Source organism: Enterobacter sp. MGH 37 (assembly GCF_000534515.1).
Lineage (GTDB): Bacteria > Pseudomonadota > Gammaproteobacteria > Enterobacterales > Enterobacteriaceae > Enterobacter > Enterobacter kobei.
This window is the reverse complement of sequence record NZ_KI973206.1, coordinates 1,234,355-1,246,882: the sequence shown is the minus strand read 5'-3', so window position 1 is coordinate 1,246,882 and position 12,528 is coordinate 1,234,355. Positions and strand designations below refer to the sequence as shown.

General features: G+C 56.2%; 12 protein-coding genes. 7 read left to right on the top strand and 5 right to left on the bottom strand.

The genetic code is table 11. The annotated features are described in order from the left end of the window. The first annotated feature begins 2 nt into the window (after positions 1–2). The 6 genes from yidC to L383_RS05410 all read left to right on the top strand — a co-directional run bounded on the left by yidC (position 3) and on the right by L383_RS05410 (position 6,782). Positions 3–1,646: a membrane protein insertase YidC gene (gene yidC / locus L383_RS05385; RefSeq protein WP_014881901.1), complete on the top strand. Its 1,644-nt coding sequence runs from the start codon at positions 3–5 to the stop codon at positions 1,644–1,646. Between the two features lie 72 nt (positions 1,647–1,718). Continuing rightward, positions 1,719–3,083 carry a tRNA uridine-5-carboxymethylaminomethyl(34) synthesis GTPase MnmE gene (gene mnmE, locus L383_RS05390; protein ID WP_014881900.1) on the top strand — a complete coding sequence of 455 codons (1,365 nt, stop codon included), beginning with the start codon at positions 1,719–1,721 and terminating at the stop codon, positions 3,081–3,083. 111 nt (positions 3,084–3,194) lie between these two features. Continuing rightward, on the top strand, positions 3,195–4,370 hold the full coding sequence (locus tag L383_RS05395) for an MFS transporter (RefSeq protein WP_014881899.1): 1,176 nt from the start codon (positions 3,195–3,197) through the stop codon (positions 4,368–4,370). Next, positions 4,339–5,310, top strand: a complete 972-nt coding sequence (gene yidZ / locus L383_RS05400) for an HTH-type transcriptional regulator YidZ (protein WP_023331665.1) — start codon at positions 4,339–4,341, stop codon at positions 5,308–5,310. Before L383_RS05395 ends, yidZ begins: the two co-directional genes overlap by 32 nt. A 122-nt stretch (positions 5,311–5,432) precedes the next feature. Next, a complete protein-coding gene (locus L383_RS05405; RefSeq protein WP_014881897.1) occupies positions 5,433–6,179 on the top strand; it encodes a 4'-phosphopantetheinyl transferase family protein in 747 nt (248 codons plus the stop codon). Positions 6,180–6,215: 36 nt separating this feature from the next. Continuing rightward, positions 6,216–6,782 carry an NADPH-dependent FMN reductase gene (locus tag L383_RS05410; RefSeq protein WP_014881896.1) on the top strand — a complete coding sequence of 189 codons (567 nt, stop codon included), beginning with the start codon at positions 6,216–6,218 and terminating at the stop codon, positions 6,780–6,782. Between the two features lie 91 nt (positions 6,783–6,873). On the opposite strand, the gene adeP is transcribed toward L383_RS05410, so the two are convergent. After that, positions 6,874–8,211, bottom strand: coding sequence for an adenine permease AdeP (gene adeP / locus L383_RS05415; protein ID WP_141192613.1), 1,338 nt, complete (start codon positions 8,209–8,211; stop codon positions 6,874–6,876). A gap of 165 nt (positions 8,212–8,376) precedes the next feature. Between adeP and yieH the strand changes: the two genes are divergently transcribed. After that, positions 8,377–9,042, top strand: coding sequence for a 6-phosphogluconate phosphatase (yieH, locus tag L383_RS05420; protein ID WP_023331663.1), 666 nt, complete (start codon positions 8,377–8,379; stop codon positions 9,040–9,042). Between the two features lie 44 nt (positions 9,043–9,086). Here yieH and phoU read toward each other — a convergent pair whose 3' ends face one another. The 4 genes from phoU to pstC are packed head-to-tail and all read right to left on the bottom strand — an operon-like array spanning position 9,087 to position 12,496. Continuing rightward, entirely contained in the window at positions 9,087–9,812 is a 726-nt protein-coding gene (gene phoU / locus L383_RS05425) for a phosphate signaling complex protein PhoU (protein ID WP_008500182.1), read from the bottom strand. 13 nt (positions 9,813–9,825) lie between these two features. Continuing rightward, on the bottom strand, positions 9,826–10,599 hold the full coding sequence (gene pstB, locus L383_RS05430; protein ID WP_010426574.1) for a phosphate ABC transporter ATP-binding protein PstB: 774 nt from the start codon (positions 10,597–10,599) through the stop codon (positions 9,826–9,828). Positions 10,600–10,646: 47 nt separating this feature from the next. After that, positions 10,647–11,537: a phosphate ABC transporter permease PstA gene (gene pstA, locus L383_RS05435; RefSeq protein WP_014881893.1), complete on the bottom strand. Its 891-nt coding sequence runs from the start codon at positions 11,535–11,537 to the stop codon at positions 10,647–10,649. Then, positions 11,537–12,496, bottom strand: coding sequence for a phosphate ABC transporter permease PstC (pstC, locus tag L383_RS05440; RefSeq protein ID WP_014881892.1), 960 nt, complete (start codon positions 12,494–12,496; stop codon positions 11,537–11,539). Before pstC ends, pstA begins: the two co-directional genes overlap by 1 nt. Positions 12,497–12,528 lie beyond the last annotated feature (32 nt).

The following is a 12,528-nucleotide window of genomic DNA, read 5'->3' as shown; positions in this document are numbered from 1 at the left end:
CGATGGATTCGCAACGCAATCTTCTTATCATCGCTTTGTTGTTCGTGTCTTTCATGATCTGGCAGGCATGGGAGCAGGATAAAAATCCTCAACCCCAGCAGCAGACCACGCAGACTACGACCACCGCAGCGGGTAGCGCCGCCGACCAGGGCGTACCGGCCAGTGGCCAGGGGAAACAGATTACGGTTAAGACCGATGTGCTTGAGCTGACTATCAACACCCGTGGTGGTGATGTTGAGCAGGCGCTGCTGTTGACCTACCCGAAAGAGCTGAAGTCTACCGAACCGTTCCAGTTACTGGAAACCACGCCAGAGTTTATCTACCAGGCGCAGAGCGGCCTGACCGGTCGTGATGGCCCGGATAACCCGGCTAACGGTGCGCGTCCACTGTATAACGTCGAGAGCGACACCTTTGCGCTGGCTGATGGCCAGAACGAACTCGTTATCCCGATGACCTATACCGACGCGGCAGGCAACACGTTCACCAAAACCTTCACCCTGAAACGCGGTGAATATGCGGTAAACGTGGGCTACAGCGTACAGAACACCGGTGCGAAACCGCTGGAACTGTCTACCTTCGGTCAGCTGAAGCAGTCCATCAATCTGCCGTCTCACCGTGACACCGGAAGCAGCAACTTCGCGCTGCACACCTTCCGTGGCGCGGCATACTCCACGCCTGACGCGAAGTATGAGAAATACAAGTTCGACACCATTGCCGATAACGAAAACCTGAACGTCAGTGCTAAAGGCGGTTGGGTGGCAATGCTGCAGCAGTATTTCGCGACTGCATGGGTGCCAAATAACGACGGTACCAATAACTTCTACACCGCGAACCTGGGCAACGGTATTGCAGCCATCGGCTACAAATCTCAGCCAGTTCTGGTTCAGCCGGGTCAAACCGGTAAGCTGGCAAGCACCCTGTGGGTCGGCCCGGAAATCCAGGACAAAATGGCTGCTGTTGCGCCGCACCTGGATCTGACCGTCGATTATGGTTGGTTGTGGTTCATCTCTCAGCCGCTGTTTAAGCTGCTGAAGTTCATCCACAGCTTCCTGGGTAACTGGGGCTTCTCCATCATCGTTATCACCTTTATCGTTCGTGGCATCATGTACCCGCTGACCAAAGCGCAGTACACCTCCATGGCGAAGATGCGTATGCTGCAGCCGAAGATTCAGGCAATGCGTGAGCGTCTGGGCGATGACAAACAGCGTCAGAGCCAGGAAATGATGGCCCTGTATAAAGCAGAGAAAGTGAACCCGCTGGGTGGTTGCTTCCCGCTGCTGATTCAGATGCCAATCTTCCTTGCGCTGTACTACATGCTGATGGGTTCCGTTGAGCTGCGCCATGCGCCGTTCGCCCTGTGGATCCATGACCTGTCTGCACAGGACCCGTACTACATCCTGCCGATCCTGATGGGCGTGACGATGTTCTTCATCCAGAAGATGTCGCCGACCACCGTGACCGACCCGATGCAGCAGAAGATCATGACCTTTATGCCGGTCATCTTCACCGTGTTCTTCCTGTGGTTCCCGTCAGGTCTGGTGCTGTACTATATCGTCAGCAACCTGGTGACCATCATCCAGCAGCAGCTGATTTACCGTGGTCTGGAAAAACGTGGCCTGCATAGCCGCGAAAAGAAAAAGTCCTGATCCGATAAGTTAACGCTAAAATAAGGGCGGTCGATTGACCGCCTTTTTTATTTGTATTGAACGAGAGCAACCATGAGCCATAACGACACTATCGTCGCCCAGGCAACCCCACCGGGACGCGGTGGTGTAGGTATTCTGCGCATCTCCGGCCTGAAGGCGCGCGAGGTGGCCGAAGCGGTGCTGGGTAAACTGCCAAAACCGCGCTACGCGGATTACCTGCCATTTAAAGACAGCGACGGCACGCCGCTGGACCAGGGCATTGCGCTGTGGTTCCCCGGCCCGAACTCCTTTACCGGCGAAGACGTGCTTGAGCTGCAGGGCCACGGCGGCCCGGTGATCCTCGACCTGCTGTTAAAACGTATTCTGACCCTGCCGGGCCTGCGAATTGCGAAGCCGGGCGAGTTCTCCGAGCGTGCTTTTCTGAACGATAAGCTTGACCTGGCCCAGGCCGAGGCGATTGCCGACCTGATCGACGCCAGTTCTGAACAGGCGGCCCGCTCCGCCCTGAACTCGCTGCAGGGGGCATTTTCTGCCCGCGTGAATCACCTGGTGGAAGCACTTACTCACCTTCGGATCTACGTGGAAGCAGCTATCGACTTCCCTGACGAGGAGATCGACTTCCTCTCTGACGGAAAAATCGAAGCCCAGCTCAACCAGGTGATGAGCGACCTCGACGCGGTGCGCGCCGAGGCGCGTCAGGGCAGCCTGCTGCGCGAAGGGATGAAGGTGGTCATTGCCGGGCGCCCGAACGCCGGGAAATCGAGCCTGTTGAACGCCCTGGCGGGCCGTGAAGCGGCCATTGTGACCGACATTGCCGGTACCACCCGCGACGTGCTGCGCGAGCATATCCACATCGACGGGATGCCGCTGCACATTATCGATACCGCCGGTCTGCGCGATGCCAGCGATGAAGTTGAGCGTATCGGTATTGAACGCGCCTGGCAGGAGATCGAGCAGGCTGACCGCGTGCTGTTTATGGTGGACGGCACCACCACCGACGCCGTTGACCCGGCTGAGATCTGGCCAGATTTTATCGCCCGCCTGCCGGCTAAGCTGCCGATCACCGTAGTGCGCAACAAAGCAGACGTGACCGGTGAAACGCTGGGTATCAGCGATGTGAATGGTCACTCGCTCATTCGCCTGTCGGCGCGCACCGGTGAGGGCGTGGACGACCTGCGTAACCATCTCAAGCAGAGCATGGGCTTTGACACCAGCATGGAGGGCGGCTTCCTTGCGCGCCGTCGTCATCTGCAGGCGCTGGAAGAGGCGGCCCGTCATCTCGACCAGGGCAAAGCACAGCTGATCGGCGCCTGGGCGGGTGAACTGCTGGCGGAAGAGCTGCGCCTGGCGCAGCAAAATCTGAGTGAGATCACCGGGGAGTTTACCTCGGACGATCTGCTGGGAAGGATTTTCTCGAGCTTCTGTATTGGCAAATGACACTCGCTAATCCATGGTGATTTCCTCCCAGGAAATCACCATTGTCCAAATGGCAACTCGCCTAATCCCTCTTCTCCCCCTATTCTGCTTGCCTGCATCCATGGGGGGTTTATGGCTCGTTTTCTGTTTTGTAGTTTTGCGCTCGTTCTGCTTTATCCGTCTGGCATTGATATGTATCTGGTGGGATTACCGCACATCGCCCGCGATCTGGGTGCCAGCGAAGCGCAGCTGCATATTGCGTTTTCGGCCTACCTCGCGGGGATGGCGTCGTCGATGGTGTTTGCGGGAAAAATTGCGGATAAGGCAGGTCGTCAGCCTGTCGCGATTACCGGTGCGATTGTGTTCGCCCTGGCATCGATACTGTGTTCCGTCGCCCAGGAAAGCACCCTGTTCCTGACAGGACGTTTTATTCAGGGCATTGGAGCGGGTGGCTGCTATGTGGTGGCCTTTGCGATCCTGCGCGATACCTTAAGCGCCCAGCGTCGCGCGAAGGTGCTCTCCATGCTGAACGGCATAACCTGCATCATCCCGGTGCTGGCTCCCGTCGTAGGCTATCTGATCATGCTGAAACTCCCGTGGCAAAGCCTGTTCTGGACCATGGCAGCCATGGGGACGCTGGTGTTTATCCTGTCGATTGCCGTGCTGAAAGAGACCCACCCGGGTTCGCAGAATAGCGGTCATACCGCAAGCATTCACCCGGCCGAGAAGCTCATCAACCGCTTTTTCCTCAGTCGCCTGGCCGTCACTACGCTCAGCGTGGCGGTGATCCTGACCTATGTAAACGTTTCACCGGTTTTGCTGATGGAGACCATGGGCTTCGATCGCGGAGAATATTCAACGGTGATGGCCTTAACCGCCATGGTCAGTATGGCCGTCTCCTTCTCCACTCCTTTTGCACTCAATATTTTCAGCCAGCGCATGCTGATGCTGACCTCGCAGGTGCTGTTCCTCGCTGCAGGTCTGATCCTGGCGACGGCAAGCTCACACGCGGTGATGCTGGTGGGCATTACCCTCATTTGCGCCGGATTCTCGGTTGGGTTTGGCGTCGCGATGAGCCAGGCGCTCGGCCCGTTCTCGCTGCGGGCAGGCGTGGCAAGCTCGGTGCTGGGGATCGCGCAGGTCTGCGGTTCATCGCTGTGGATTTGGCTGGCGGCGGTCATCGGACTTAACGCGCTCAATATGCTGATCGGGATTCTGATTGGCTGTAGCATGGTCTGCATCACTTTACTTTTGGTTATCCAGCCTGCGGCAAACTATGAAGAAGCCCATCAGCAATCTCGATCTTAACCTTTTGCTTTGTCTGCAGCTTTTGCTGCAGGAGCGCAGCGTCACCAAAGCCGCAAAGCGGATGAACGTCACGCCGTCAGCGGTAAGTAAATCACTGGGCAAGCTGCGCGACTGGTTCGACGACCCGCTGTTTGTCAAAACGCCGTTAGGGCTACTGCCCACGCCGCTAACGGTCAGCCTGGAGCAGGACCTGGCGGACTGGATGCAAATCGGCAACCAGATCCTCGACAAATTCCATCATGATTCGCCGGGCGGGCTAACGTTCATGCTGGCTGCAGAAACGCCGTTGATGCTGATCCGCTTTAATGACCTGCTGGAACAGGTGAACCAGCGCTATCCTCAGGCAACGGTGAAGATGCGTCACTGGGATTACGATTCGCTGGACGCCATTACGCGCGGGGAAGTGGATGTGGGCTTCACCGGCCGCGAAACGCACCCGCGCTCACGGGAACTGCTGAAACTGATGCCGTGGTTTATCGACTACGAAATCCTGTTTAGCGACCGTCCGTGCGTCTATCTGCGCGAGGACCATCCGGCACTTCTGGAAGAGTGGGATCTGGAGAGCTTCCTGCGCTACCCCCATATCAGCATCTTCTGGGAACGCAGCGACACCTGGGCGCTTGATGAAGTTCTCAAGGAGATGGGACGTGAGCGCACCATCGCCATGAGCCAGCCGGGCTTCGAACAGGCGATGTTTATGGCGGCCCAGCCCGGTCATAACTATATCGCCACCGCTCCGCACTACTGCCATCACTATAATCACCTCCACCAGCGGAAGCTGATCGCGCTTCCCATTCCCATTGACGAAGCGCAGGCTGAAAAGCTGACCGTTCCCTTCACGCTGATCTGGCATAAACGTAACAGCCATAATCCGAAAATCCTCTGGCTACGGGAGACCATCAAGGCCTTATACGGTGCCAACAGTCCGATTTTTGCCTAAGAAAATGTAAAGTTCGGTCCTAAGGCTTCTCTTACGCCCATTTACTGATTAAAACAGGAGGCAAGTTGAGCGATAATCATGTAACCGTTTAACCGAATACGACCATTATCAAGGAGCGAAAAATGGCAACGCACTTTGCAAGAGGGATACTCACAGAAGGACGTCTCGTATCGGCCAGAATCTCCTCCGCCTGTCACAGTGAGGCGCTCAAACTCCCCGAACACCGCAGAACGCGTTTTTTAGCGTCCAGAGCGCTGCTCGCAGAACTGATGTTCATGCTGTATGGCACCAGCGAACTGCCTGAGATCATCACCCAACCCGAAGGCCGCCCGGTCTTTGCCGACCCGGATCTCCCCCGTTTTTCTATTGCCTACACGGGGAATATCATTGGTGTAGCGCTAACCACCGAGGGGGATTGCGGGCTGGATATGGAGCTTCAGCGTGCAACGCGAGGATTCCACGGTGCAAGCCCGCACGATGACTACCCGCTCTCAAGTAATGAAAAACTCTGGGTGCGCAACCAAACCGATCCCGTCGAGGCCAGAGCTCAGCTCATCACCCTGCGCCAGAGCATCCGCAAGCTCTGCGGTTGTGCCTCAGATGACGCCCGTCAGTTGCAGCTGTTGCCAGGCTCCGGACGCCTGCGTGCCGCTCAGGCAACGCTTGTAGAAGCGCTCAGCGATGCAGAAGATGTGTTGATATGGTCCGTTGCCGTCAGCCCCGCCATCGAACGGCTAAAGGTTTGGGCATTTGACAGTAAAGAGGGATGGCGTACTCTTCCGGATGTGCCCGAGCGGGCCAACGAACCCGCCGCACGTCTGATGCGATTAACCAGTTTACCGGCAGAAAAAGCATACATCCTTAGCTGATCCATTCAGGGTCATCATGATGAAACAGGAGTAATCATGTCTGATACGTTGAAAGTTGTTACGTTACTGGGAAGCCTGCGCAAAGGTTCATTTAACGGGATGGTTGCCCGCACGCTGCCACAGCTGGCACCGGCAGGTATGGAGATTAGCGCCCTGCCGTCTATTGGTGACATCCCGCTGTATGATGCAGATGTCCAGCAGGAAGAAGGGTTCCCGCAGAGCGTTGAGGCGCTGGCAGATCAGATCCGTCAGGCCGACGGTGTGGTCATTGTCACCCCGGAGTATAACTACTCGGTTCCGGGTGGCCTGAAGAATGCCATCGACTGGCTGTCCCGTTTACCTGAGCAGCCGCTGGCGGGTAAACCGGTACTCATCCAGACCAGTTCTATGGGTGCCATTGGTGGCGCACGCTGCCAGTACCACCTGCGCCAGATCCTGGTATTCCTGGATGCGATGGTGATGAACAAGCCGGAGTTTATGGGTGGCGTGATTCAGAACAAGGTCGACCCGCAGACGGGTGACGTGGTGGACCAGAGCACGCGTGACCATCTGTCTGGTCAGCTGACGGCGTTTGGGGATTATATTAAGCGAGTCAAAGCCTGATAAAAAAGCCCGGTGGCGCTAGCGCTTACCGGGCCTACACTCTTCAGTAGGTCAGGTAAGCGAAGCGCCACCTGACACCACAAACCGCACCTTAGTGCGCATCGATAAACACAATCTTCAGCACAAACAGCAGCGCAACAACAATCACGCACGGGCTGAGATCGCGGAAGCGGCCGGTACCGATCTTCATCACGCAGTACGAGATAAAGCCCAGCGCGATACCTTCGGTGATCGAGAAGCTGAATGGCATCATCACGGCGGTAATAAACGCCGGCACCGCTTCGGTTAAATCATCCCACTTCACGCGTGACAGGCTGGAGGTCATCAGCACCCCCACGTAAATCAGCGCGCCAGCTGCCGCATACGGAGGAACCATACCCGCCAGCGGAGAGAGGAAGATCACCAGCAGGAACAGAATACCCACCACCACTGCCGTCAGGCCGGTACGACCGCCCACGGACACGCCGGAAGAGGATTCAATGTAAGCGGTAACAGACGAGGTGCCGATGAAAGAGCCCGCGACGGAAGAGATGCTATCCACAAACAGCGCCTGCTTCATGCGTGGGAATTTCCCTTTCTCATCCGCCAGACCTGCTTTGTCCGTCACGCCAATCAGCGTACCGGAGGAGTCAAACAGGTTGACCAGCATGAAGGAGAAAATCACACCCGCCAGGCCCAGGTTCAGGGAACCCGCCAGGTCAACGTGACCAATCACGGTTGAAACGCTCGGTGGCGCAGAGACGATACCGTTATAGTGAACGTCGCCCAGCACCCAGCCCAGTAAGGTCGTGACCACGATGGACACCAGCACCGCCGCATGAATATTGCGGGAGGCCAGGATCGCAATGATGAAGAAGCCCAGCACGCCCAGCAGCACGTTATGCGAGGTCAGATGACCAATGCTCACCAGCGTTTCCGGGTTCGCAACGATCACACCGGCGTTTTTCAGCCCCATCATACCGATGAACAGACCAATACCGCTGGTAATACCCACGCGCAGGCTCACCGGAATGTTCGCGATCATCCAGTAACGTACGCGGAAAATGGTCAGCAGCAGCAGACCAATAGCGCCCCAGAAAATTGCGCCCATGCCTACCTGCCACGGCAGCCCCATCGCCTGAACCACCACGAACGCGAAGAAGGCGTTCAGACCCATAGCGGGAGCCAGCGCAACCGGCAGGTTAGCGAACACGCCCATCAGGATGCTGCCAAGCGCCGCAATCAGACAGGTAGTCACAAAGACGGCGCTGGTATCCATGCCAGCAACGCCCAGAATTTGAGGGTTCACAAAAACGATGTAGACCATCGTCAGGAAGGTGGTGAAACCGGCGATCACTTCGGTGCGTGCCGTTGTGCCGTGCTCGCGCAGTTTAAACACGCGCTCAAGCAGACCCTGACCAGATGTCTGGGTAGTGTGTTGTTGACTCATCATCAATTTCCGAACAAGGAGGGAAAATTCGTCGCTATCCTATACCAAAATGCGACAATAGTGGCAGTTACGTGATACTTTTTTCATTGATTTTGCTTATACGGCAACGATTGCGTCCCGGCGAACTGCCGTACGAAAACGTTAAACTTGTTAAAAGGGAAAGGCATGTCCGGAATTGAAGCGGTATTTTTTGACTGCGACGGTACGCTGGTCGACAGTGAGGTCATTTGTTCCCGCGCGTATGTCACCATGTTCCAGGAATTTGGCATTACGCTGGAGCTCGAAGAGGTGTTTAAGCGCTTTAAGGGCGTGAAGCTCTACGAGATTATCGACATCATTAACGAAGAACACGGTGTCTTTCTGGCAAAAGCGGATCTGGAGCCGGTCTATCGCGCCGAGGTTGCACGCCTGTTCGACTCAGAGCTGGAAGTCATATCAGGCGCAAACGCGCTGCTGGATGCGATGACGGTGCCGATCTGCGTGGTCTCTAACGGTCCGGTCAGCAAAATGCAACACTCGCTCGGCAAGCTTGAAATGTTGCACCATTTCCCGGAAAAACTGTTCAGCGGCTACGATATCCAGCGCTGGAAGCCCGACCCGGCGCTGATGTTCCATGCGGCCAAAGCGATGAACGTCAACGTCGAGAACTGCATTCTGGTGGATGACTCGTCTGCGGGTGCGCAGTCCGGCATTGATGCAGGGATGGAGGTGTTTTACTTCTGTGCCGATCCGCACAACAAGCCGATCGTTCATCCAAACGTGACGACCTTTACCGATCTGGCGCAGTTGCCGGAGCTGTGGAAAGCGCGCGGGTGGGATATTACGCGTTAAGCTAAGGCAGGGCGGGTAAGCGCTAGCGCCACCCGCCACAAAAATCACTCTTTCGGGTCTTTACCCGCCAGCAGCTTGTCCAGCTCGTCGCCGCCGACGTGACGGAAGTCCTGACCCTTCACGAAGTAGAAAATGTATTCGCAAATATTCTGGCAGCGGTCGCCGATACGCTCGATGGAGCGCGCGCAGAACAGGGCGGTCAGCACGCTTGGGATGGTACGGGAGTCTTCCATCATGTAGGTCATCAGCTGACGCACGATGCCTTCATATTCCTGGTCGACCTTCTTGTCTTCCCGGTAGATACGCACCGCTTCGTCCAGATCCATACGCGCAAAAGCATCCAGCACGTCGTGCAGCATCTGCACGGTGTGCCGACCCAGTGACTCCAGGCTCACCAGCAGCGGCTGGTGCTGCTGAGAGAATTTCTCCAGCGCGGTGCGGCAGATTTTGTCGGCCACGTCACCAATACGCTCCAGCTCGGCGATGGTTTTGATGATGGCCATCACCAGACGCAGATCGCTCGCCGTCGGCTGACGTTTCGCGATAATGCGCACGCACGCTTCGTCGATGGCGACTTCCATCATGTTGACGTTCTTGTCGCCTTCAATGACGCGCTTCGCCAGCTCGCTGTCCTGGTTGTGCATCGCCGTAATCGCATCGGAAAGCTGCTGTTCAACCATGCCACCCATGGTCATCACCTGCGTGCGAATACTCTCCAGCTCTGCGTTGAACTGGCCGGAAATGTGTTTGTTAAGATTGAGGTTGTCCATGATTCACTCCAAATCAACCGTAGCGGCCAGTAATGTAATCTTCGGTTTGTTTCTTCGCCGGTCTGGTGAACAGCGCGTCCGTATCGCTGAACTCGATCAGCTCGCCCAGGTACATAAACGCGGTGTGATCGGAGCAACGCGCAGCCTGCTGCATGTTGTGGGTCACGATAACCACGGTGTAATCCTGCTTCAGCTCGGTGATCAGCTCTTCAATACGGCCAGTTGAGATCGGGTCCAGCGCTGAACACGGCTCATCAAGCAGCAACACTTCCGGGCGAATAGCAATACCGCGCGCAATGCACAGACGCTGCTGCTGACCACCGGACAGAGAGTACCCGCTCTGGTGAAGTTTATCTTTGGTTTCGTTCCATAATGCGGCCTTGGTCAACGCCCACTGCACGCGCTCGTCCATATCGGCACGGGAAAGCTTTTCAAACAGACGAACGCCAAAGGCGATGTTGTCATAAATGGACATCGGGAACGGCGTCGGTTTCTGGAACACCATCCCCACTTTGGCGCGCAGCAGGGCGATATCCTGCGCCTGGGTCAGAATGTTTTCACCGTCCAGGATGATTTCACCTTCAGCACGCTGCTCCGGATAGAGCGAATACATTTTGTTAAAGGTACGCAGCAGCGTGGATTTACCACAGCCAGACGGACCGATAAATGCCGTGACCTGGTTCTTCGCGATATCCAGGTTGATGTTCTTCAGGGCATGGAATTTGCCGTAGTAGAAGTTCAAATCACGAACCTGAATCTTACCCGGGGCAGTATCAACCATACTCATTGACTCTTTTCCTCATTCGGCGCCGCGAGCTGCCGCGCCGTAAAAAATTAACCGTGTTTCTTCTTCGCGAAAATGACGCGCGCCAGAATGTTCAGCAACAGTACGCAAAGGGTGATGATCAGCACCCCGGCCCAGGCCAGCTGCTGCCATTCCGCGAATGGGCTCATCGCAAATTTAAAGATCGTCACCGGCAGGTTGGCGATCGGCTGCATCATGTCCGTGCTCCAGAACTGGTTGGAGAGGGCAGTAAACAGCAGCGGAGCCGTTTCACCGGCAATACGGGCGATAGCCAGCAGAATCCCGGTCATGATCCCGGATACCGACGCTTTCAGCGTAATCGCAGAGATCATTTTCCACTTCGGCGTACCCAGCGCATAAGCCGCTTCACGCAGGCTGTCCGGCACCAGTTTCAGCATGTTCTCGGTGGTACGAATCACAATAGGCACCTGCAGCAGCGCCAGCGCAATCACACCCGCCCAGCCGGAGAAGTGTTCCATTTGCGCAACCACGATGGTGTAAACAAACAGACCCACGACAATCGACGGAGCAGAAAGCAGGATGTCGTTAATGAAGCGAATCACCTCAGCCAGCCAGGATTTACGCCCGTACTCTGCCAGGTAGATACCCGCCATAATGCCCAGCGGCGTACCGAACACGGTCGCCCACAGGATCAGTAATCCACTCCCCGCCAGGGCGTTCGCCAGACCACCACCCGCCGTGTTTGGCGGCGGCGTCATTTCGGTGAATAGCGCCAGCGACATGCCATCAATACCACGGGTGATGGTGGACATCAGGATCCAGATCAGCCAGAACAGGCCGAACGCCATCGTCGCCATGGAAAGCGTCAGCGCAATGCGGTTTTTAAAACGACGCTTTGCCTGCATTTTGCGGCGGGATTCCGCCAGCTGAGCGGTGCTTTGCATTTCGAGAGTCGCCATCAGCGTGCCCCCTCATTTTTCGCGAGACGCAGGATCATCAGCTTGGAAATCGCCAGAACAATGAAGGTGATAACGAACAGAATCAGACCCAGTTCCATCAGCGCCGCGACGTGCAGCCCGGATTCCGCTTCGGCAAACTCGTTCGCCAGTGCTGAGGTAATACTGTTACCCGGCATATACAGAGAGACGCTGTCGAGCTGGTAGGTGTTACCGATGATAAAGGTGACCGCCATGGTTTCACCCAACGCACGGCCTAATCCCAGCATGACGCCGCCGATCACCCCATTTTTGGTGAACGGAAGGACAATGCGCCAGATGACTTCCCAGGTGGTGCAGCCGATGCCGTAGGCCGACTCTTTCATCATCACCGGCGTTTGTTCAAAGACATCGCGCATAACCGCCGCAATGTACGGAATAATCATGATGGCGAGGATCACCCCTGCCGCAAGAATACCAATGCCGAATGCCGGGCCAGAGAAGAGGGCGCCCACAAACGGAATGGCAGAAAGAACATTTCCCACCGGCTCCTGGAAGTATGTGGCAAACAGAGGCGCAAAGATAAACAGGCCCCACATGCCGTACACAATACTTGGAATGGCCGCCAGCAGTTCAATGGCGATGCCCAGCGGACGACGCAGCCAGCCTGGCGCCAGTTCCGTCAGGAACAGGGCAATACCGAAGCTTACCGGAACCGCAATCAGCAGAGCGATGAACGAGGTCACCAGCGTGCCGTAAATGGGCACCAGCGCACCGTAAACGTCGTTCGGCGCATCCCACTCTTTGGTCCACAGGAAGGAGAAACCGAATTTCTGAATGCTCGGCCAGGAGGAGAAAATCAGAGACACGATAATGCCGCCCAGCAGCAATAGCACAATCAGCGCAGCCAGTTTGACCAGCGCGCTGAAAATCATGTCACCTTTTTTACCCGGAGGGTTAAATGCAGGCTTGGTTGCAGCCATAAATCACTCTTCTGTTAAACGCGTTTACGAAA